Annotated in this window: 19 protein-coding genes; 6 read left to right on the top strand and 13 right to left on the bottom strand. The window is 70.6% G+C overall.

Translation table 11 applies throughout. The features are described from left to right. Positions 1 to 94 precede the first annotated feature (94 nt). Together LDL48_RS45080 and LDL48_RS45085 are read left to right on the top strand one after the other, a co-directional pair. Positions 95 to 391: a transposase gene (locus tag LDL48_RS45080; RefSeq protein ID WP_372472172.1), complete on the top strand. Its 297-nt coding sequence runs from the start codon at positions 95 to 97 to the stop codon at positions 389 to 391. Next, positions 388 to 774: a transposase gene (locus LDL48_RS45085; RefSeq protein WP_372472173.1), complete on the top strand. Its 387-nt coding sequence runs from the start codon at positions 388 to 390 to the stop codon at positions 772 to 774. Before LDL48_RS45080 ends, LDL48_RS45085 begins: the two co-directional genes overlap by 4 nt. Positions 775 to 1266: 492 nt before the next feature. Here the strand turns inward: LDL48_RS45085 and LDL48_RS21655 are convergent, their stop codons facing one another. From LDL48_RS21655 to LDL48_RS21690, 8 genes are all read right to left on the bottom strand, one after another. Continuing rightward, positions 1267 to 2313, bottom strand: a complete 1047-nt coding sequence (locus LDL48_RS21655; RefSeq protein WP_225257005.1) for a hypothetical protein — start codon at positions 2311 to 2313, stop codon at positions 1267 to 1269. Between the two features lies 1 nt (position 2314). Then, positions 2315 to 3856 (bottom strand): hypothetical protein, encoded by a 1542-nt coding sequence (locus tag LDL48_RS21660; protein ID WP_225257006.1) that lies wholly within the window; start codon positions 3854 to 3856, stop codon positions 2315 to 2317. A 21-nt stretch (positions 3857 to 3877) separates the two neighbouring features. Next, positions 3878 to 6115 carry a WD40 repeat domain-containing protein gene (locus LDL48_RS21665; protein WP_225257007.1) on the bottom strand — a complete coding sequence of 746 codons (2238 nt, stop codon included), beginning with the start codon at positions 6113 to 6115 and terminating at the stop codon, positions 3878 to 3880. After that, complete coding sequence (locus LDL48_RS21670; RefSeq protein ID WP_225257008.1) at positions 6112 to 7959, bottom strand: P-loop domain-containing protein; 1848 nt, start codon at positions 7957 to 7959, stop codon at positions 6112 to 6114. Before LDL48_RS21670 ends, LDL48_RS21665 begins: the two co-directional genes overlap by 4 nt. Then, a complete protein-coding gene (locus tag LDL48_RS21675; RefSeq protein ID WP_225257009.1) occupies positions 7956 to 9299 on the bottom strand; it encodes a lipase/acyltransferase domain-containing protein in 1344 nt (447 codons plus the stop codon). The genes LDL48_RS21670 and LDL48_RS21675 overlap by 4 nt, the downstream gene beginning before the upstream one ends. Positions 9300 to 9674: 375 nt before the next feature. Continuing rightward, the gene (locus LDL48_RS21680) at positions 9675 to 10637 is read right to left on the bottom strand and encodes an NAD-dependent epimerase/dehydratase family protein (RefSeq protein WP_225257010.1); all 963 of its coding nucleotides are present in this window, start codon (positions 10635 to 10637) and stop codon (positions 9675 to 9677) included. 29 nt (positions 10638 to 10666) lie between these two features. Next, complete coding sequence (gene pelF, locus LDL48_RS21685) at positions 10667 to 12349, bottom strand: GT4 family glycosyltransferase PelF (RefSeq protein WP_225257011.1); 1683 nt, start codon at positions 12347 to 12349, stop codon at positions 10667 to 10669. A gap of 38 nt (positions 12350 to 12387) precedes the next feature. After that, on the bottom strand, positions 12388 to 13761 hold the full coding sequence (locus LDL48_RS21690) for a hypothetical protein (protein WP_225257012.1): 1374 nt from the start codon (positions 13759 to 13761) through the stop codon (positions 12388 to 12390). 208 nt (positions 13762 to 13969) lie between these two features. Between LDL48_RS21690 and LDL48_RS21695 the strand changes: the two genes are divergently transcribed. Together LDL48_RS21695 and LDL48_RS21700 are read left to right on the top strand one after the other, a co-directional pair. Continuing rightward, the gene (locus tag LDL48_RS21695) at positions 13970 to 15055 is read left to right on the top strand and encodes a putative glycoside hydrolase (protein WP_225257013.1); all 1086 of its coding nucleotides are present in this window, start codon (positions 13970 to 13972) and stop codon (positions 15053 to 15055) included. Positions 15056 to 15129: 74 nt separating this feature from the next. Further along, positions 15130 to 16539, top strand: coding sequence for a DUF4832 domain-containing protein (locus tag LDL48_RS21700; RefSeq protein WP_225257014.1), 1410 nt, complete (start codon positions 15130 to 15132; stop codon positions 16537 to 16539). Between the two features lie 3 nt (positions 16540 to 16542). Here the strand turns inward: LDL48_RS21700 and LDL48_RS21705 are convergent, their stop codons facing one another. Together LDL48_RS21705 and LDL48_RS21710 are read right to left on the bottom strand one after the other, a co-directional pair. Next, positions 16543 to 16980, bottom strand: a complete 438-nt coding sequence (locus tag LDL48_RS21705; protein ID WP_225257015.1) for a hypothetical protein — start codon at positions 16978 to 16980, stop codon at positions 16543 to 16545. After that, positions 16977 to 17573, bottom strand: a complete 597-nt coding sequence (locus LDL48_RS21710; RefSeq protein WP_225257016.1) for a hypothetical protein — start codon at positions 17571 to 17573, stop codon at positions 16977 to 16979. Before LDL48_RS21710 ends, LDL48_RS21705 begins: the two co-directional genes overlap by 4 nt. Positions 17574 to 17728: 155 nt before the next feature. Here LDL48_RS21710 and LDL48_RS21715 point away from each other — a divergent pair, with 155 nt between their 5' ends. Then, positions 17729 to 17878 (top strand): N-acetyltransferase, encoded by a 150-nt coding sequence (locus tag LDL48_RS21715; protein WP_225257017.1) that lies wholly within the window; start codon positions 17729 to 17731, stop codon positions 17876 to 17878. Between the two features lie 52 nt (positions 17879 to 17930). Here the strand turns inward: LDL48_RS21715 and LDL48_RS21720 are convergent, their stop codons facing one another. Then, a complete protein-coding gene (locus LDL48_RS21720) occupies positions 17931 to 18479 on the bottom strand; it encodes a YciI family protein (RefSeq protein ID WP_225257018.1) in 549 nt (182 codons plus the stop codon). 66 nt (positions 18480 to 18545) lie between these two features. Beyond that, the gene (locus LDL48_RS21725; protein ID WP_225257019.1) at positions 18546 to 20003 is read right to left on the bottom strand and encodes a M14 family zinc carboxypeptidase; all 1458 of its coding nucleotides are present in this window, start codon (positions 20001 to 20003) and stop codon (positions 18546 to 18548) included. Between the two features lie 214 nt (positions 20004 to 20217). Here LDL48_RS21725 and LDL48_RS21730 point away from each other — a divergent pair, with 214 nt between their 5' ends. Continuing rightward, positions 20218 to 21261 carry a 5'-3' exonuclease gene (locus tag LDL48_RS21730; RefSeq protein ID WP_225257020.1) on the top strand — a complete coding sequence of 348 codons (1044 nt, stop codon included), beginning with the start codon at positions 20218 to 20220 and terminating at the stop codon, positions 21259 to 21261. Positions 21262 to 21295: 34 nt separating this feature from the next. Here the strand turns inward: LDL48_RS21730 and LDL48_RS21735 are convergent, their stop codons facing one another. After that, a complete protein-coding gene (locus LDL48_RS21735) occupies positions 21296 to 21943 on the bottom strand; it encodes an NAD(P)-dependent oxidoreductase (protein ID WP_225257021.1) in 648 nt (215 codons plus the stop codon). Positions 21944 to 21958 lie beyond the last annotated feature (15 nt).

Here is a 21958-nt window from a genome sequence, read left to right on the forward strand (position 1 = left end):
TTGATCTGCGCCATGATCTTCGGTTCGTGACGGACGACATGATCCGGACCTGGGCACCGATGACTTCTGGCAGGTCGCGCAGCCGTTGATCCCGGTGCCGGCGAAGCGGCCGCAGGGCGGCGGGAAACGTCGAGCCGACGACCGGGCAGTCCTCGCCGCGATCGTGTACCTGGTCCAAGCAGGCTGTTCCTGGTGGAAGCTCCCGGCCCGCCTGCATCACCAGTTCCTGAACCAGCTCGGGGTCATCGAAGAGATCGACTGGTCGCGGGCCGTGGTGGACTCCATCGCGGTCCGCTCATTAGGGGGCCGCTCACCGGCCCGAACCCCGTCGACCGGGGCAAGCCCGGGTCGAAGATCCACGTCCTGTGCGACCGCTGCGGCACACCACTGACCGTGCTGATCTCCCGCCGCGAACACCCACGAGTCACAGCTGATGGTGTGTCCCTGCTGGACTCGATCGCCCCGATCCGCGGCCCGCCCGGCAGGCCACGGCACCGACCCGGCAAGCTGCACGCCGACAAGGCCTACGACCAGCCCGCCCTCCGTACCGAGATCCGCCACCGCGGTATCACCGTGCGGATCGCCCGCAAAGGCATCGAAGCCTCCCACCGCCTCGGCCGGCACCGCTGGATAGTCGAGGCCTGCCTGTCCTGGCTGCTGCGCAACCGCCGCCTCATCCGCCGCTACGACCGCAAACCCGAACACTTCCAAGCCTTCGCCAACCTCGCCAGCGCCCTACTCGCCTACCGCCGACTCCGCAAAGCAACCAACTGAGGCACGCCCTTAGCTGCGCGCACCGGACACGCGCACAACGCGACGACGTCCATGACGTCTGCGCCGCCATGCGAGCAGTGTCGTAGGCGAACGACGAGCCATTCCACGCGTAGGTGTATGTGACCGCGGGCCTTACCCCCGGATCTTGGACACGGGTTCAGGCGGCTGGGGCCAGCGTAACTCGGCGCCCTTGCGGGGTCTCGCGTTTGGAGGTCGCGTTGAACGACTCGGCCCGAGCGTTGTCGGCCGAGCCACCCACTTTGCTCATCGATTGACGCACCCCCAACGGTGCAGGCGGGCCGCTCCACATGACAAGTGCGGCTTGGTCAGAACCCAATGAGCGGCAGCCCGCAGCGCGGTCCCTCCCCCGTTCGACGACAGAACCGCCTGACACCACTGCGGCCGGGCTGCTCACCGCCGCAGCCCTGGGCAGTGGCCGGCTCGATGCACTTCACCTGGTCACCCGAGTCCACCGGGTACTCCATCCTGCTGTCAGGCAGCTGGATCGTCGCTGGGGCGAAGAGGTGTTCGGCGCCGGCGACTTCGGTACAGGGCGAAGGCGGTCTCGATGTTGGCCTCGGCACCCGAGTTCGGGCTGACCCCGCGGTTGCTGACGCCGTCGTACGCGATATGCCGACGCGGGTCGTACACCGGCGATGCGGCTGCGTTGCGTCCGTGGAACCACGCTCGCGCGAGGTCCGCCAGCTCCGCGGCACGCGGGTCGCCGCGGGCTTGGTGCACCGCGTCAAAGGCGGCGACCGCGCAGCTCACCTCGTACGGTGTGGTCGGTTCCGGTCCGGCGAAGCCGGCCGCGACAGCGGGGCCGAAATGCTCGAACGCGGAGGCGATGGCGATCTCGGCCAGGTGCGGCCGGTCGAAGACGGCGGCGACGCGCAGCAGCGCCCGTTCCTGGTGGTGGCCCCAAAAGCGTGGCTTTGTCAGGTCGTCGGCCAGGGTCTGGCCGACACGGTGCCCGGCGAGCGCCTCGGCCGCATCCCGGCAGAAGCGGGCCGCCTGCGGATCCTGGGTGACCCGCCAGTAGTCGAGCTCGGCTTCGATCGCCACGGCCAGCGCGCCAGGAGACCGGTATTCGTGCAGCCACGGCCGCCCGAGCAGAAAGCTACGACTCATCTGCGCGGACGGGAACGACCGCAGGCTGGTCGCCACCGCACGCATGGCTCGTGCCGTCCACCACGGGCCGCCGGGCTGGGACGTCGGTGCGCTGAGGTTCGGCGTGCCCGTCCAGTCGAGGATGAAGTTCGTGAACGCCCCGTCGTCGCGTTGCATCCGCTGGATGAAGGCGAGCAGTCCGGCGATCTCGGCTGCCAGCCACGGTGTTCGGCACTCACGCCACATCCGGCAGTAGAGCACCACCGCCCTGGCGGCATCGTCGAGGCAGGCGACACCCTCAAACTCCCCGTCGTTCGCCGCGACGTGGCAAAAACCGGTGCCCTCGGGCTCTGCGTAGACGGCGAGTGCCTGCGCCGGAGGCTCCCCGCCGGGCAGCTGCCGAGTCAGGAACCTGAGGTGCGCCAGCATCTCAGCCCAGCAATCTCTGCAGGTACGCGAGATCGAATACGGCGCCGGCTGCGTAGACGGCGGTGCCGACGTTCGCGCCGTCCGGCATCTCGGTGGTCGCCAGCCCTTCGGCCGGCAGCACCGCGTCCGTACCGTAGTTTTTCAGGAACCGGAAGCAGCGGGCCATGCCCAACTCACCGATCTTCCGCACCGGCAGGTGCGGCAGCTGATCTCCCAGCGACACCAGGGCCACCAGCGCGGCGACCGACTCGCGGAAGGTGGGATACATCATCCCCGCGCACCCCTCGAACAGTCCGCCGTTGACGGCGTTCCGGTACTGCATGAGGAGCATGGCGTGGACCATGTCTGCGCCTATCTGGCGAAACGGACCGCCCAGCCGAAAGGCGCTCTCCGCGGCCCGGGCCAGCAGCTCCGGCTGATGGAACATCTGCTGCACCGGGAAGCGCCCCAGCACAGTGAGCGCTTCGGCGGCCTCCACCCGAAACTCGTCAGCGCGATGTGGCAGCATCTCTGCGGCGGTGAGCATCACATCCGCGTAGAGCCCGCTCACCGCGATGTTGAGCCGGCCGCCCCGGTTCTCCCGCGTGGTCACGTCGATGAATAGCGGGAAGATGTGCCGGACGTCTCGGCCGATTGTCAGCCAGGTCTCGACCGCTCGGGTGGCTTGCTCGCGCAGATTGTTGTTCTCAGGGAAGGCGGCACATAAGTACAGGATGTCGCCGAGGCTGGTCAACGCGTACCAGGTTTCCACCACGGCGTCCCCGTGCCCGGACCGGTCGCCCGCGCCCGCGTAGGTGTTCTCGAAGATGCCCATGGCCGGATTGAAGAAGCGCGGGATCACGTGCTCGGCGAGCCGCTGACTGATCCCGATGGCGCCCGGCAGCCGTAGCCGCTGTGCTGCCTGGTGCAGGGCACGGGAGATGCCCGCCTGGCAGATCAATTCGATGTACGCCTTCGGCTGCGCGTACATGGCGCGATGCTCGTCCAGCATGGAGTGGTAGGCGATCCCACCCAGCTGTCTGGCCAGCGGATGCATGGTGCGCTCCGAGGTGAGCGCGGCGAGGCAGCGCCCGGCCTGGTCCATCCAGTCGGGCCCGCTGCCCGATCGTGTCGGCAGCGGACTTAGCTGGAAACTCTGGGTGACCAGTGTTTCCAGCGCACGCCACTGGCTGGGCACCACATCGCTTCCCGAGCTCCACACCTTGAGCTCAACCTCGGAGCCCACTGTCCCGGTCGAGAAGAGACCCAGCTCCAGCACTCCCTGGCCAGGTACGACGTCCAACCGGCACTCGCGCCAGTCGACTGGACCGTCGGCCATCACCACCCATTGCATCTTCCGCGTGGGGTGGTAGTAGTACATGCCCGGAAAGCTGTTGCCGTTCCGGCCGGTACAGTTCGCGACCGGACCGCTGACGCGGACCTCGTGCCATTGCGTCGCCTGACGGTAGGTGCGGGGATTTACCGGCTCCATGCCGAACCAGCTGCGGTCGATCTCGACCACAAGCCGATCGGCGTGGCGCAAGACCTTGATTTCGTCCGGCATGGCGGCATCCGATCGTCGTTGTCAAGCGGGCTGAGCGGGAGTCAAGGCGATGAGGCCGTCGCTGCAACCGACGACGAGGTTCTGAGGCGTAACGCAGAGCGTGCCCGGCAGTGACGGCGCGGTCCGGTGCACCACGACCTGCCGCGGGTCGCCCCGCGGATCCGGTTCCCAGGACCGTACGGTCGCATCGTCCCCGGCGGAGATCAGCATCGACCGGTCGAAGGTGAGGGCACGGACCGTTGCGACGTGCCCGCGCAGAGCGACTTGCGCCGACTCCGGTGTGTCCAGTTCTCGCAGGAGGATCCGGGCGTCGTCACCCGCGACGGCGAGCACCGTGCGGCCGTCCGCAAGTTGCCCGATCGCCAAGGCGTGCACCGCTGCGCGAGCTGCCACGGCCAGGTCGGGCAGGTACGCCCCGGTGTCCGTATCCCAGAACGCGACCGTCTGATCGTCGCCACCGGAGGCAAGGACCCGCTGTCCGTCGCGCAACCGGCCGAACGCTAGCGTCCGGACCACCCCCACATGGCTGTCCTGAGGGCCGGGCAGCCGGGCACCGGTCTCCGGGTCCCAGCACCACACCCGCGCGTCGTCGCCTCCGGACGCCAGCACCGGCCGGCCGTTGCGCAACCGGCCGGACGCCAGTACCCGGAGCGCACCGACGTGGCCGGCCAGCGGTTCGCCGCGCTGTGCACCAGTGTCCGGGTCCCACAGCCGGATCAACCCGTCGTCACCAGCCGACGCCAGCACCTGCCGTGAGTCGTCCAGCTGGGCGAATGCCAGCGCCCGCACCGCGCCCTCGTGTCCGTTCAGCGGCTCGCCCAGGAGGTCACCGATGTCCGGGTTCCAGAGCCGGATCAGCCCGTCACAGCCGCCCGAAGCCAGCAACGATCCGCCGTACGCCACGCTGCAAATGCCGCCGGTCGCATCGCCTTCCCACCGGCCAGCGCCGGCCGCCGTCGCAGGGTCCCACAGCCGCACTGTCCCGTCCCAGCCGGTCGACGCCAGCCACCGGCGGCCCGGCGACGCATCGTCGAACGCCACTCCGGCCGCCGGGCCGACGTGCCCGGCCAGCTTCGCGCCCAGCTGACCACCGGTGACCGGGTCCCACAGCCGGACGGTCCCGTCGTGCCCGGCGGACGCCAGGATCCGCAACCCGCTGGGAAGCCGGCCAAAGGCCACCCCGAACACCGGTCCGACGTGCCCGATGAGCGGCGGTACGGGCTCGGTGGCAGAGAGCGGATCCAAGAGCCGGATGGTGGCGTCGTCGCTGCCCGAGGCCAGCACCCACCGGCGGCCCAGGCGCCCGAACGCCAGCGCACGCACCGGTCCCTGGTGACGCCCGACGACCCGGTCCATGATCCGCACCGTCGCGTCGTCGCCCCCGGAAGCGGGCACGGCGCCGTACGCCACCGCCGTCACCGGTCCTTCGTGACCCGTCAGCGGAGCCCCGAGCGACTCGCCGCTGACCGGATCCCAGAAGCGGACCGTCCCGTCCCAGCCAGCCGACACCAACAGCGGATGGCCCAGCGACGATCCGAACGCCAAGCCGGAAACCACGTTCCGGTGCCCGCGCAGCGGCGGCGCCAGCGAGGCGCCGGTGTACGGGCTCCACAGCCGCACCGTGCCGTCATCGCCGGCCGTCGCCAGGCGCACCTCTCCCCAAGGCAGGTACACGAAAACCACCGACGTCACCGGCCCTTCGTGTCCCCGGATCGGTTCGCCGAGGGATGCGCCCGAGTACGGATCCCACAGCCGTACGGTTTCGTCGTTGCCGGCCGAGGCGACCACCGCACGTCCGTCAGGCAGCCGGCCGAAGGCGACGCTGCGTCCGCGGTTCCGGTGCCCGGCGATGGGAAGATGCGGCGTGACCCGATCGAGCCGGCCCCACCGCAGCGGTCCGTCTCCTGCCGGGAGGTCCCGCAGACGGCCGACGGCCAGCGCGCGCACCAGCCGGCGCTGCCCGGTGGAGGCCTCCGCCAGCTCATCCGCCACGGTCATCGTCGCCAGGATCGCGGCGGGGAGTTGCTGGGCGGCGTAGCCGGAGCGGAACGCCTCCGCGGCCACGCTGCGCGGTTCCAGCCGGTTCAGCACCTCGGCGCGATCGGCCAGCAGATCCCAGGCGCGACCGGCGCCGACGTGCTCGGCCAGGTGATGCACCAGGTATGCGCTGACTTCCCTACCTGACGCCACGTCGCGGCTCGCCCGCAACACGAGCGCGCGTGCCAGCCCCTCGTCCGCCTCCCGCGCCGGATCGGTCATCGCCACTCCCGGCGCCGGTACCACTCGGTGAAGGTGCGGTGCGCCAGCCGGTAGACCGCCTGCCCGGACTCGCTGTCCTGCATGATGTACGGCGCGGCGAGCTCCAGGACACGGGTGACGCTCGCGTCGGTGACCGAGCCGGCGCGCAGGTGCCGGGCCGCGTCTTCCCAAATGCCGCCGGTACGCGGGAATCCGCTGCCGCGGGCGTACGCGAGCGCCTCGAGCAATGCCGCCGCATCCGGAGCGTGGACGCCCAGCCGGTGTACTGCCTGACCAAAGATGCCGCGGTGGCCAGCGCCGAGAAGCCGTTCCAGCGCCTCGTCGGACTCGGCGAGCGCCGGATCGGCGCGGATCTCGTGCACGGCGAGCCGGGCGTAAAGGAAGGGCTGCGCCGCGGCGGCGACCCGCGCGGCGACGTCCGCGACGCGATCTGCGGCGAGCGGCAGCTCCGCCAGGCGGTTGCGGACGTAACCGCGCACCGCGCCGGGATCACGGCTTAGCCGAATGATCTCGCTAGGGTCGGCGGCCAGCACATCTAGCACGTCGCTGGCGGACGGGCCCCGCTGGTCGAGGTCGTCGCGCAGTGAAGGGCGCGTGCCGACCAGGACGCGGTGCCCGGGCACCGCCGCGAGACGGCGCAGCAGCCCGGCGATGGTGTAGGGGTCACGTGCCTCGTCGAGGGCATCGGCGATGACGGTGCGCGGTGCGTCCTGCTGGTCATACAGGTGGTCGAACAACTCGTCCGGCGTTGCTGCCGGTTTGAGGCCGAGTCGCTGCACGAGGGACGCCACGGTGTCCGCGACGGTCTGCCCGGTGAGGTGCAAGACGGCGTCGTACACCAGGTCGCCGGGGGTCAGGTCGTCCGGGATGGCGGTATGACCGGCGACGGTCAGCGCGGCCCGTACCTGCGGGTCGGCGGCGGCGAGCATCATTCCGAGCAGTGCCGACTTCCCGGACCCGGCGGGTCCGGAGACCACGAGCAGCCCGGCCGGGGCGGTTCGCAGCCACTCGGCGATGCGGCGGCGTTCCGCCAGCCGGCCGGTGAAGTTCCACGCGGCCTCGCCGATCTCGGCGCCCTGTGCTTTGGCGTAGAAGTGGTTGCGGAGCTCCGCCGGGGCGGTCGCCAGTACCTCGCGGAGCTCGGCGTAGACGTCGACCGCCGCCTGCAGCGGCGGTAGGTCGTCGAGCCGGTTGGGCAGTACGGCAGTCGGTTCGAACTTCGCGTTGACCTTGCCCGCGCCGAGCCGCGCCTCCAGCCGTCGCAGCAGCTCGGTGACGGGGATGGCGTCGGTGTCGTTGCCGTTGAAGCTGGTCAGCACATCGGCGAGCAGCTCCGGGAAGGCACCCGAGTGCGCGGCGCCGTCGTCGGTCGTCGCGATCACCCCGACATTGCGGGGCGGGTAGCGGAAGGACGTCCAGATCTTCCACGCCCCGCCCAGCGAACCGCAGGTGTCGAGGATCAGCAGTACCCAGTCGGTCCCGGTACCCGCGGCCCGCATCCGCTCCAGCCGGAGCAGGGCGGCACTGAGCTGAGCGTCCGACAGGGCGTCATTGCCGACCAATTCCTCGCTGTCGGCCAGGGCGAGGAAGTAGCCGTCGCCGGTGAACTCGCCGTGCCCAGTCCAGTAGACGATCTCGGATTCCTCGTCGCGGCGCGCCCAGGAGGTCAGCTGCCCGGCGATTCGCTGCGTGGTCGCCTGGTCGGTCCAGTCCTCCGCGGGGACACCGTGCGGGGCCAGCAACGATTCCATCCGCGTGCGGCTGTCCGCGGCGGCGCGAACAGTCCAGTCGGGCCGGTGGGCGTACTCTGCGAGTCCGACCGTGATCAGCCGCAAGTCGGTCATGTCAGGTCGGTGGCGAGGACGAGCTCGGAGACCGGCGAGAAACCCCCGGCCTTGACCTGCACGCGGTACAAGCCGGGGGCCAGGCCAGGCCGCGTATAGCGCAGCAGATCGCCGTCGCGGCGCACAAGGGTCCACGGAGTGGGCACGTTTGTAGTCAGATCGGTGCAGGCGACTGTCACACCGATCGGGTCGCCGCCTGCGCCGGTCACGGTGATCTCGACCGGGGCGCCGGCCTGGACCAGATCGGGAATGTCAGCGCCGACCGGCCGGGTGCCCAGCGGCGGACCGGTGTCGGCACCGATCAGTTTGTCGGCGACGAAGGTCAGCGCCTCGCCGGTCTTGGCCAGCGCGCCGTGCTTCTGGGGCAGTGGCCAGGCGGTCATCCCCGCCGGGGCGGCGGCGTTGCGGTAAACGGTGGAGTCGCCGCCGTGGTCCAGCCCGGCCAGCGACTCGTCGAAGGACCACGTCTCGCCGGCCAAGCGGAGACTCTGCAACGTCGGCTGCTCCGCTCCCACCAGCGGGTGCACCGGCACCGCGGCTGCCGGATCGCCGGGACGCAGACGCAATGCCGCCCATCGCTGTTCCGCCTGCTCGGCCAGTTCGGCGGTGCCGCCGACGCTGGCCACGTCGGCGGTGCTCAGGAACCGGTCCGGGTCGATGCATCGGTAACGCGGTAGCAGGTCGTACACCCCCGGTGCGGTGCGCGCCAATTCCTGCGCTACCCGCCGCGGGACCGGCGCGCCCTTCCCGGCGGCCATCATGCGGACCGCCTTCACCGCCCCGTAGTACGGCGTGCCGAGCGTTATGACCTGCCGGACCAGGGACGACATGCCCAGTACCTCGATGGCGTACCGGACCACCAGCCCTCCCATCGAGTGCGCCACGACGGTCAACTGGACGTCCGCGGGGTCCGCCCACCTGTTCTCGGCGACCAATTGCCGCCAGACTGCCAGGCGCTGCTCGCACCACGGCACCAGGAGACGCGCGTTGTGTTCGATCGACAGCCGCCAGTCGTATGCGAACTCGAGCACCGCGCGCGGATCGAGGACGTGCTCGGCCACTCGACGCAGCAGAGCCGTGTACGGCTCGATCCCGCCGAGCATCGGCAGATGCCCCGGTACGCGCAACAATCGGGACGGTCGCAGCCGACCGCCGCCGGAGATGTCATCTTCGGTCACCTGAAGCGTCGCCATCTTGTGGGTGGCCCAAGCCCGCGCCAGCAGCGCCGGCTTCAACCCCCACTGAACGTTCCCGTCGCCGTCGACGAGTTCGCTGCCCATCACCCCGGGCACCACGATCACCGCGTCAGCGGTGAGCCGGCGTCTTACGCTTGGGGTCATGGACAGTTCCTGTTCTGACGTTCGGTAATGACACCAACACTAACGGTGTCCCCCGCCAGACGGTACGTAGCTACGAACGGGTCACCTGGGCGTGCGGGAGAACGCACGACGACCGAGGACGACCGCCGGGTCATGACCGGCACCCTCCGTGCCGGGTCCGAAGACCCCGTCGCGGCTTACGGCGTAACCGGGATCGGTCAGGCGCGTCTGCAGATGGGTGACGTGTTCACCGGCCATCCCCCGACGGGTGATCGGCCGAGTCATGGTGCTGGTGCCGCCCCGGCGCCGTCGTGGCCTGCCGGCCCCTCCCCATGATCGTGAGCCATGACAAGCCGGGCACCACGCGCCGTCGCGAGCCCCCGTCTGCGTCAACGGTCAAGCCGCGTCGGCGGACGCCCTCAGGGGTACCGGCGAGTGGGTCAGGGAGTGCCGCCACGAAACCGTGCGCTGCAGCGCTTCGGCCAGGCCGGTGCGTCGCAGGTCGGGGAAGAGGTCGCGCAAGAGGGAGTCGTCGGCCGACGAGTTGCGGATGTCGCCCGGCCGGACGGAGGTGAACTCCCGCGCCAGCGGCCGTTGGATGACGTTCTCCAGGAGATCGGCGAGGTCGAGCAGGCTGACGCCCTGGCCGAACGCGACGTTGACCGGCAAGGGGTGAACGACCCGACGTTGTACCGCATCGGCAAGCAGGCTGGCCACCGTGAACACCGGGATGAAGTCGCGGGTCTGCCTGCCGTCGCCGTGGATGCGGATCGGGTGCCCGGCCATGGCCGCCCACACGAAGGCCGGGACCACCGCGGCGTACGCGTCGCCGGGGTGTTGCCGGGGTCCGAAGACGTTGAAGAAACGCAGCGCCAGAGTCGGCAGCCCGAACGACTCCTGCCAGCTCGTCGCGTACGCCTCGGTGGCCAGTTTGCTGGTGGCATACGGCGAGAGCGGATGCGGTGGAGTCGACTCGGCGGTGGCCGCGCCGGACCGGTTGCCGTACACCGCGGCCGACGACGCGACGATGACGTGTGCGCCGGTCTCGCGGGCACTCTGCAACACGTTCAGCGTTCCGTTGACGTTGACCTCGTGCGTGCGCATCGGTTCGTGGAGGGACTGCGGTACGGACGCCAGCGCCGCGAGGTGGACGACCGCGTCGACACCCGCGACGGACCGGTTGACGGCCATGCGGTCGGTGACGCTGCCGATCCGGACGTCGACCGGCAAGTCGGCGAGATTGTCGAGCCGGCCCGAAGAGAGATCGTCCAGGACGGAAACCTCGATGCCGCGGCCGACCAGTTCAGCGCAGAGATGGGATCCGATGAAGCCGGCGCCGCCGGTGATCAGGACGTGCATGTTGCTCCTCAGTCGCGGAAGATCGTGGGCTACGCCGAGCGGGACAGGTCCCTGCGCACGAGTAGGTCCGGGCTCACCAGCAGGTCCGGGCGCACTCGGGCGACACCTCGGGCCTGGCGATCGATGATCGGGGCGCCGGCTCCGCCCTGCCGTCGCAGCCGCCGGTAGAGGTGGTGGTACAGAGCCATCGCCTCGTGCAGTTGGAAGAAGTCCTCGACCCGGCCGCGGGCGTTGCGGGCGAGGACTTCGTATTGCTCGAGGTCGTCGAGGACGATCTCGATCGCGTCGGCCATGCCGCCGACGATGTCGATCGGATCCACCAGGACGCCGCACGCCTCCCAGCTGCGACCGGTGGAGTGCACCAGCCGGTCGCCGATGAGCTGACGCATGCCGCCGACCTCGGTGCCGACCGTCGGGACGGCCGCGGTCATCGCCTCGAGCACCACCATCGGCTGGCCCTCGTTGTAACTCGGCAGCACCAACAGGTCGAAGTCGCCGATGACGGCCGGCACGTTGACGGTTCCGCGGAAGACGAAGTGCTCTTCCAGGCCGTACTCGGCTATCCGGCTCAAGCACGATTCCAGGTAGCCGTCCTGCACGTGGTCGGTCGGCCCGAGGATGTCGAGGGTCCAGTTCCGGATGCCGCGCTCCACCAGCAGCCGGGCCGACGCGATGAACTCGTACAGGCCCTTGATCGGGACGACCCGGGCGATGTAGGCGAACCGCCAGATCCGCAGCCCCTGCGCCAGGATTCGTTCGAGCGACTCGAGCCGCTGCCGGTAGGCGTCTTCGAAGTTGCTGATGGTCATGCCGTTGGGCACGATCGAGAAGACCTCGTCCCGGTCCGGGGCGCCCAGCGCCCGGGCCTCGTCCACGGCCTTCGGATACAGGTACGTGATGTGCGCGGCGCTGGGATAGCAGAACCGGCCCATCTCGATCCACCAGGCCATCCAGGCCCGCTGGACCGGCGTCACGTCGAACTCGCGCCAGTCCTCGCCGCGCACCGGCAGCGCCATGTTGCGGCGCAGCAGGGTGTTGACCGTGTCCCGGACGTACAGGTTGTGTTCGGTCAGCAGGAACTGCGCGTCGTGCTGGCGGGCCGCGGCGGCGCTCACCAGCGAGGCGTAACCGGTGGTGTGGGCGTGGTAGACGTCGGCGCGCGGGATCTCCTCGGCCAGCAGGGCGAAGGAGAGCGAGAAGAACTCCCGCATCAGCCAGAAGGTCTGCGAGAGCGGGAGGTCCAGATCGGGCAGCCGGGTCGGCAGAGCCTGCAGGAACTCGCGCGAGCCGAGCAGCGCCCAGATCGGATAGCGCCGGGTCAGCGGATTCATGCCCTCGTCGAACAGCTGCCACATCGGTGCCATGTCGCCGGTCGTCACGGCGGTCAGGGCATCGAAGAGGCGGGCCGTGAGCACCGTGCGTTCCCGGGCGTTCATGTTCAGGTCGTCCGGGCGCAGCGCCATGAAGCTGTCCCGATGCTCCTGCATGCTGAGGTAGACGGGGTGGACCCAGGCGATGTTCGGCGGCATACCGTAGAGGTCCTCGCTCGGTGACTGAGAGTCCCAGGTGATGTGGATGATGCCGAAGGTGAGGCCGGCGTTGCTGGTCACGATGTCGTGGACGACCGCGGACACGCCGCCCTTGAGGTAGGGGTACGTCGACTCCATGACGATCGCGACGTCCACTTGCGGGAGTGCGGACGAGGGGGACACGCAATATCCTCTAATCGGTCATCGACGGGACAGAACAATTACCAGTTGAGGGCACGTCGCCAGAACAGGGTGTGTTCCGGCGTCTTCCACGTACGCCGGAAAAGCAGCAGCGTGCCGAGCAGGATCACGACGTCGCCGGCGACCAGGCTCAGATATGCCGACGAGGCCGGAATCGGACTCGCGAACACCGCCGCGCAGAGCAGCAGGTGGGAGCCGCCGATGATGCGCGTGGCCCGTCGTTCGTCGACGTATTCCAACTTGTAGCAGGCGATCGAGATGACGGCGCTCAACCAGCCGGCGACGGCGATCCCGCCGATCAACGCGGCATTGTCCGGGGCCGCCGACCACAACAGCACCGCCGTCAGTCCGACCAGGACCGCGCCGACGAACGCGGAGTCCTGCATCGAGCGGATCGCGGTCCGGTACACCGCCTCCGAATGTGCCTGCAGACGGTTCAGCGGCTCGTTTTCCATCGCGGTGTGCAGCCGTTTGATGGACGAGTCGAAGTCCGGCGAGCGGCAGACGAAATAGAAGTTGTAGGCGATGATCGCCGGCAGCGAGGCCAGGAAGAGGGTGATGACCGGGAAGTCACCGTCGGTGCGGTAGAAGTAGAAGACCTTGTCGCCCCACATCACCGCACCGAGCAGGACCCCCTGGGCCATGTCGCCGGCGGCGGTGCGGGCACCGAGCCATACCGGCCGGGTCAGCAGGTGCCGGCGCAGGGGGACCATCTGGGTCAGGAGGCCGGCCAGCGGCGGCAGCCACCACCAGGTCGGTGCGATGAACACCGCCGCGGCGTACGCCGACCAGCCCGCCACCCACTCGCCCCTGGCCCGGGTCACGTTGGCCAGCACCAGTGACTGGGCGAACATCACATCCAGCACCAGCAGCCCGACGAACGCCCCGATCGCCCGCGGTGACCAGTGCAGGAGAACGACCAGCGGCAGAGCGGAGATCAGCACCGCCGGTACCGCCTGGACGATGGTTCCCGGTACGGCGGCGCAGAATCCCCGTCGCATCGCGGTCACGTCGCCCTCGTGGACCAGGGCCCCGATGGACCGGTACATCGGCAGGCAGGCGCCCTGCAGCAACCACGGCAGGGTCAGCGCGACCGCCAGCAGGAACACCGTCATGTCGACGCCACCGACCTGATGCCCGGCCATCCGGGTGCTCGCGATCGGGTACACCGCGGTGAGCGTCACCACCGGCCACAGGTGCAGCAGCAGGCCGGCGCCGCGTCCACCGGCGAGGCTGAGCCCGGTCCGGGACAGCCGGCTGCGCCACAACACCAGGGCCAGCACGGCGGTCGCCGCGACACCGATGGCACTCCACGTGACCGCGTCGCGATGGACGACCTCGTGCAGCACCGCCGACCGAGCGCCGGTCGTGGGTAGGACCGCGACCGCGCCCACCAGACCGAGAATGATGAGTGCCGTACCGCTGCGACGTATCTGAATCGTTGAAATTGTCGTTCGCCTCCCGAGATGGAACGCCTCGCCGCCAATCGGAGAAACGGGGGACCTGCGTTACACCCAGGAGAGTGAAAATCGATTTCTGTTGACTAGTCAATGTGCGGAGCTTGGCGTACCGTTCGCCACTTCCGAGATGCCGAGGAATCTGATGACACAGCGACGTTTCGGCGCCTGGATTCGCTATGGCGACCCGGTGCGGCCGGACCAATTGCAATTCGCCGTCGACCACTGCGCCACCGCGGTCCTCCAACCCTGGGAAACGGCGGTGGCCGCGGAACTCAAACGGGCGCGCCCGGACATGGTGGTGCTGGCGTACAAGTGTCTGTCCTCGACTCGCAGTTATGAACCGGGCCCGTGTTTCTCGTCTGGCGTCGGGCACGCGGAGGCGGAGGCCGCCGGAGAGCACCTGTTCGCCCATCGTGCCGCCGACGGGTCCCGCATCCAGTGGCGCGGCTATCCCGGTCACTGGCAGATGGCCGTGTGGGAGCGGGAGTACCGGGACCGGTGGACCGCGAACGTCATCGCGGAGATCGGCGGCACCGTCTGGGACGGCGTCATGGCCGACAACGACGTCTTCGACGACTATTACGGGCTGGAGCCGCCGCTGGACGGGGGTTACTCCCTTCCCGAGGTGCGGGCCGGCCTGGACGCGTTGATCGCCGACGCCGGCCGGGCTCTCATCCGTGCCGGCAAGATTCTCGTCCCGAACATCGCCGAATCCCGCCGCGAACCGGGCCGATGGCAGCGGCATGCCGCGTACGGCGGGGGATTCGAGGAGGTGTGGCTGGCCTGGGCACCGGATCAGTTCCTGGCCAGCCGGGACGCCATCGCCCAGGCCGAGTGCCTGGACGGCCCGGGGCTGTCGATCCTCCGGACCGCCTCCGACGGTACGGCGGACCATCCCAACATCCGCTACGGGCTGGCCGCGTGCTGGATCTTCGGGGGCGGCCGGGACGGGGTCAGCTTCACCGCGACCGCACACGACCAGTACAACGGCACCCCGAGCGTCGGCCCACTGTGGGATCTCGGGGTGCCGGTCACGGACATCGGGGAGTCCGCAGACGTCCGGTTCCGTGAGTTCACCGAGGGCTGGGCCGCCGTGCACCTGGGGTCCGCCGGCGACGAGCCGGTCCGGATCGACGTGCCGGCGGGCCTGGTCGACGACGCGGGCCGGACGGTTCCGGGGGACGTGGTGCTCGCGCCTCGAACCGGCGTCCTGCTGCGCCGCCCATGACCACTCGGGAGCAAATCGGGAGCCAGTCAGCGGAATTCGTCACGAGTCCCGAAGGCCGGTGAAGAATCATTTTCATGTCTCGTCACCGTGTTCTGCGCGCTGCCGTCGTCGCCCTCGCGTTCGCTCTCCCGGGCGCCGTCGTGGCGCCAGGTGTCGCGGTGGCGGCCCGCAGCAGTGCGGCGATCGTCCGGTTCGCGGCCAGCGACATCGACGTGCCCAACCCGGGGCGGGGGTTCTACCACTACACCGAGACCCACCTGACCGGTGATCCCGACGCGTACCGCCCGCTCAGCGCGGCCAGGATGGCGGCCCAGCGGGCGCAGGACGGGACGACGCTCTACTTCCGGTACTTCTACCTCGACGGTTACCACGACCGCACCACCATCGACAGCCGCGACCTGGCCCTGGTGCGAGCCGATTTCCAGGCCGCGCGGATGGCCGGCGTCAAGCTGATCGTGCGCTTCGCCTACAGCGAATGGTCGTCGAGGGACGCCCCGCTGTATCGGGTGAGCGCTCACATCCGCCAGCTGGCCCGGCTGCTCAACGAGAACGCCGCGGTCGTCGCCGCCGTTCAGGCGGGATTCATCGGGCGCTGGGGGGAGTGGTACTACACCGACAACTTCGCCGGCGATCCGGCGCGGCCCTGGGTGCTGACCGAGGCCGACTGGCGTGCGCGCGGTGCGGTCCTGCGTACCCTGCTGGACACCACGTCCCCGGCCATCCCGGTGCAGGTGCGCTACCCCGCCATCAAGCAGCGCCTGTTGAGTGACGCCGCCGACCCGCGGGCGGCGCGGGTGGGCATTCACAACGACTGCTTCCTGGCCAGCGCGGACGACTACGGCACCTTCACCAGCGACGCGGACCGGCAGTGGCTGGCCGCGCAGAGCAGGTCGGTGCTGGTCGGCGGGGAGACCTGCGGCGTGAACCCACCCCGCAGCGAGTGGGCGAGCGCGACCAGCGAACTCGCCCGCTACCACCTCACCTACCTCAACGCCGACTTCGATCGCGCCGTCCTGTCGTCGTGGGGCACCGCCGGGCTGGCCGAGGCGAAGCGGCGACTCGGGTACCGGATCAGGCTGACCGAGGTGGCGGCGCCCAGCACGCTCCGGCCGGGCGCCGTCGGCACCGTACGGATCCGGCTGGTCAACGTCGGGTACGCGGCGCCGGTGGCGAACCGTCCGGTCCAGCTCGTGTTGAAGACCAGGATGAAGAGGGTCAAGTTCGTCGTACCGGCCGATCTCCGCACCTGGACGCCCGGAAGGACGATCGACCTGTACGCCACCATCACCGCGCCGACCGCCGCCGCGGACTACCGGCTCTACCTGAACCTGCCCGATCCCGATCGGTCGCTCCGGTCCACCATGCCCCTGATCAGCGGCGAGGCGACGAACAGCGCGTACGCGATCCGGTTCGCCAACGACGGCATCTGGGACGCGAAGCATGGGTGGAACAGCTTGAACAGCACGCTTGCCGTCAAGTCCTGATGACTATTCCGGGCGTGCGACGAGCGGACCTTCGAAATCCTTCAGGCGCCGGTGCGGATTGGCGAGTCTCAGCCGGGCGCCGGTGATGTGCAGGGCGAGCTGCGCGCCGGCCGTCGTGACCAGAGTGAACGCGGTGGCCGAGCAGTCCTCCAGGCACTTCCACAGTGGCTGTTCATCCGTGCCGAGCAGCAGATGGGCCTCGGAGACGACGGACGGATCGGAAAGCACGCCGTCCAGATGAGCGGCGCGGCATCCGAGAAACGTCAGCTCGGCTGCTCGCGAGTACAACGCGAAGCGCTCGGGCTCGATCTCGTGATAGGTGACCAGGTGCGCGATTTGCAGTACCACCGCACCGCCGAGGTGGAAGGTGGTCGCGGCGGCAGCGAGCCGCGCATCGTGCAGCTCGACGTGAACTGGCCGGGTGTCCGGGTTAGCGCTCATGGTACGGGAATGATATTCCGTGGCGGGAACACGATCCGGGAGCCCTCGGAGACGATGAGGTAAATGGTCAGGGCGATGCCGGTCAGTCCGGTGATCTCCGAAATGCGTTCGCGCAGGCTCGGCTCATCCGGGTCGACCGCCGGTTCCCCGGTCGGCTCCGGTGCCGGAACCGGCACGACGACGGGTTCGCCACCCTCCACCGGGGTCCGTTCCGGCTGGCGCTCCGGGCGACTCACCGGCTCCGGATCAGGGATCTCGTCCTGTCCGGGGGTGAGATGGTCATCCCCGCCGTTGTGGTGCCAGTGATCCCGGCCGCGCCAGCCCGGCTGGCCCGGCCGCCCGTTGTGGAAGTCGAGGTATTCGCCGCTCGGGTGCCGCCACCGTGATCCGTTCGGATCGCGGTGGCCCGGGTCGTGTGTCCACTCCGGCGGCAACCCGGTCGGATCGAGCGGGAGCCGGAAGACCGCGCCGGTGGCGTACACCGGGCCGCTGGTGGAATTCGCCATGGACATCAGGCGGGCGAGCGCCGCGTTCGTGTTCGGCGCCCCCTTGGCGGCCTCCTGCACGGCCGTCACCAGGGCGGGGTCGACCACGGGCTGAGCACCCCTCGAACGCTCCGGGCCTGGCATGTCCACCATGGTCCGGGGCCGTGGGCATGCGGACAAGGTCCCGAGGGCAGCCTTCGGGGCAGCACCGAGCATCGGCCGGCCGGCAGACAGTGGACGGTCACCGAGGTGCCGATGTCCCTTTGCCGGACGGACTGCAGCTCTGGACGTTCGCCACCAACACCGGGGCGCAGCGGTTCTACCGGCGCCACGGATTCGTGGTGGCCGAGACGACGGACGGTTCGGGCAACGAGGAGAAGGCGCCCGACGTCCGGTTCGTCTGGTCGGCGTGACGCGCCTCCGCGCCTGATCCGCCGGCCGTGTCGCGCCGCCCGGCCGCCCGGTTCATCGCCGCCCGCCGAACTGCCAGGGATGCACCTCGACGGCGGCGTACCGATCGGGGGACAACAGGGCGCGGGCCGCGTCCGGGTCCGGCGCCTGGACCAGCATGGCGGTGCCCAGCCAGGTGCCGCCGTCGTCGGACAGCAGCGGCCCGTACGCGATCAGCCGGTCCGGACGCGGCGGCACGGCCAGGTCGGCGGCCGGCTCCGCGCCGAGCGCCACCACCAGGTAGCGGTTTCCGCCGGCCGGGCCGCCCGGGAAGTCCCACATGGTGCGTCCCAGTGTGTTGCGCCACCGCCGCAGCAGCACGTCGCGGTACACGCCGGCCTGGTAGTTGGGCTCGTCGAACGCGAACGCGCGGGCGGCTGCGGGATCGGGCAGGTCGACGATGTGCAGGCTGCCGGTGGCCGTGTCGCCGTCGTCCGCGAGGGTCGGCCCGCGCGCGATCATCGCCGTGGCGTACCGGTCCATGTAGGACCAGTGGTCCTGGACCAGCTCGTCGCGCAGCGTCGCGGAGCCGGGCCGGTCGCGGTGCAGGCACAGGAACTCCATGCCGGTCAGTATGGTCCGGCCGGGCTCAGCCGGCGGTGACGGCGGTGCCGCGGGTGTGCGTCGCGGTCACCGCAGATGGTGCGCGGCGGCGGCGAGGACCGCCTCACCCTGCACCGTGACCAGGTCGCGGATGGCGATCGGATCCGCCGGACTGTAGGCGTCCGCCTCGGCGCACCAACGGGTCAGCAGCGTGTCGGCCCGGCGGCGTGCCCGGGCTCCGCGCGGCATCGCCCGCAGCAGCATGCCGCCGAGCCGGAGCCGCAGGGAGTGCGCGTCGGCGACCGCGCTGAACGCCTCGGCCACCGTCGCCGGCCGCTGGTACTCCGGACCGGTCTCGATCTGCCGGCGCTGTGCCCGCAGCGCCTCCGGTGACATGGGGGTGAGGAACGAGTCGAGCGCGTCCCGGAACGGCGTGGGCCGCAACGGCTCCGCGGCGGCGCGCAAGACGTGCAGTTGGCGTGCCGCCTGGGCCTGAATGTCCAGACCGCGCAGCGCGGCGTCGCGGCGGCTGAGCCGACGGGGCGCGGGCGACGTGTCGGCGGCCCGGGCGTCGCGCCAGTACGGCAACTCGATCGCCAGTCCGGACACCGTGCCGTGCCGGCTCGCGTAGTCCAGGGAGTTGCCGCCGGTCACGTAGTCCGCGGGGTCGGCACCGGCCGCCGTGGCGTAGTCGTAGATCATGCGGCCGGTGGGCAGCGTGTACACCGCCGGGCTCAGCTCGGCGGCGACCGGGATCTCCGGCTCGCCCCGGTGCAGCGGGATGTCGTGCGCGCCGCACAGGTCGGTGAGGCGGGGGTACAGCGAGGGCGCCCCCGGGGTCGCGTAGTAGTACGCGCCGCCGGTCTCGCTGTTGTGCAGGGAGGCCAGCACCGTCGGCCGTACCTGGTCGATGGCGGTCATCAGCGCCCTGGTCTCCGGCATCGGGGCGTCCACGGCGAAGTCGCCGGCCCGGAACGGGAACGTCCACTCGACCTGCTGGTCCCCGCCGGGCCGGAAGAAGTTGCGGGCATAGCGTTCGCGGGTCCGGGGTCCGTGGAACCAGCCCTCGTTCAGCCGGGTCCCGTCCGGGTCGGCGCACAGCACGAAGTGCCAGTCCGCTCCGGTGGCGTCGAGGGCGGCGGGGTCGGCCAGCAGCCGTTCGGCGAGCGCGACGACGGTGGCCATGCCGATCGGCTCGTTGGGATGCGGCTGGCCGACGACCAGCACCCGGCCGCGGGGCCGGCCGGCGCGCGCGGTGAGCATCTGGATCGGGTCGCCGGACCGGGACCGGCCGACGTCGGTCAGCGTGGCCCGGTCCGGGTACCGGTTCGCCGTGCGGGCGCCGAACGCCCGCATGCCGTCGACGGTGGGGAAGGAGTGGATCTCGGGCAGGCCGTCGAGCAGGCGGCGTCGCGCCGCGACCGGCGCCGTCCGCGGCGGCGGCGAGGTCTGGCAGCCGGACAGGGCCGGGGTGACGGCCGCGGCGCCCACGAGGGCACCGCGGAGCAGGGTCCGCCGGGACACCTCCGGTGAGGTGCTGGTCATGGCTCGGTCCTTTCGTCGCGGTGGCTCGTTGACGGCTTCACCGTAGGGACGCGGAGGGGCGGACGTAGTCACCCGCCGCGGGGGCCCGGCCATCCCGCTCACGGGGGATCACGGGCATTGCCGAGGCGCCGGCATGGCGCCGCGAACGCGCCCGCGTCCGCCCCCCGGCTACTCGCGTGGCCTCACCTCCGACACCGGGTGGCAGACTGGCCGGATGGCCCCCGCCGCCCCGCCGCTGCTGCTCGCCGTCGACGGCAACAGCCTGCTGCACCGCGCCTACCACGCCGGTTCCGGGGACGGCTGGCTCGACACCGACGGGCGCCCGATGTGGGCGCTGCACGGTTTGGTCGGCTTCATCGCCCGGGCCGCCGCCCACCTGCGCCCGGCCGCGGTGCTGGTGGGCTTCGACTGTCCCGAGGACTCGGCCCGTAAACGCGACTATCCGGGTTACAAGGCGCACCGCCCGGCGAAACCCGCCGACCTGGCCGAGCAGATCGCGGATGCCCCGGAGTTGCTGCGCGCGGCGGGGGTGTGCGTCGTGGTGCCACCCGCGTACGAGGCGGACGACGTGCTGGCCAGCGCGGCCGCGGCGGCCCGGCGGGACGGCTGGCGGTCGGTGCTGATGACCAGTGACCGGGACGCGTTCGCGTTGATCGACTCGTCGACGTCGGTGCTGCGGGTCCGCAACGGCGGCTTCGCCGAGGCGGTCCTGATCGACGAGGCGGCACTGCCCGGGGTGTGCGGGGTGACCCCGGGGCAGTACCGCGACTTCGCCGCCCTGCGCGGCGACCCGTCCGACAATCTGCCCGGGGTGCCCCGGTTCGGAGCCACCACGGCGGCCCGGCTGTTGGCGTCGTTCGGGTCGGTGGACGCCGTCTGGTCCGCGCTCGACTTCCACGGGACCCACCTGGTCCGGGAGGCGGTCGGGGACCTGGCGACCAGGCACCTGAGCGATCCGGCGGCCCGCGAGGTGGTGGCCCGCAACCGGCGGCTGATGCGGATGCGCGCCGACCTGGAGTTGCCGGCGCTCGAAGCGGCCCGGCTCCCGTTGAGCATGGCGGTCATGCGCCGGGCGCTGCGTGCCCGCGCGATCACCTTGGGGCCGTCGCTGTGGGCGCTGACCGGCGGTACGCCCCCGGCGGACGAGACCGACCCGACGCCGGAGCTGCCACGCTGGGTCTTCCGGCGTGGCCTGGCCGCCCCGCGGGCGCCGATTCCGGGACAGCTCTCGCTGTTCGGGATCGAGTCTCTCGGCTGAGCGGGCGCCCGAGGGCTCCGGACCGGGTGCGCTCTCAGTACCCGAGGTTGACGTGCGCCCGGTGGTGGCTGTCCTTCTCGATCAGGTCGACGAGCCCGAGCGCGTAGTCCACGCCGGAGATCGCTCCACCACCGTCGGGCTGGACGGCGACGTCGTCGCCGAGCCGGTACCGGCCCAGTCGCTCGCCGGGCACGTACGAGCCGAAGTTGGCCGCCGGGCTGACGAACACCCAGTTGAGCGACTCGGGAGTGGCCGGGAGGTCCTCGATCACCAGTGCGGCCCCGGCGCGGATCTCGTCGTGGAACTCGGCGGGGGCGTGGCCGAGGTCCGCCACGAAGCGCGGCGCCCCGGCCGCCGGCCGCAGCGACGAGAAGCCGCCGACGACGAACAGCCGGGCCCCCGCGGCGTCGGCGAGACGTGCGGTCGTGCGGTACACGTCGCGAAACGAGCCGGCGAGCGTGCCGCGCGGCGCGAGTGCGGCCACCACGACGTCGGCACCGGTGACGACCGACGACAGCGCGGTCTCGTCGGTGGCGTCGCCCTGGACGTAGGTCACGCCCGGTACGGGCTCGGTGGGACGGGAGCGGCTGAACGCGGTGACCTCGTGACCGCGGCCGGCGGCCTCCGCGACGATGGCCGAGCCGGCGTAACCGGTGCCGCCGATGACGGTGATGCGGGACATGTGGTGCCTTCCTTC

This window comes from Jidongwangia harbinensis (genome assembly GCF_020216025.1).
GTDB lineage: Bacteria > Actinomycetota > Actinomycetes > Mycobacteriales > Micromonosporaceae > Actinoplanes > Actinoplanes harbinensis.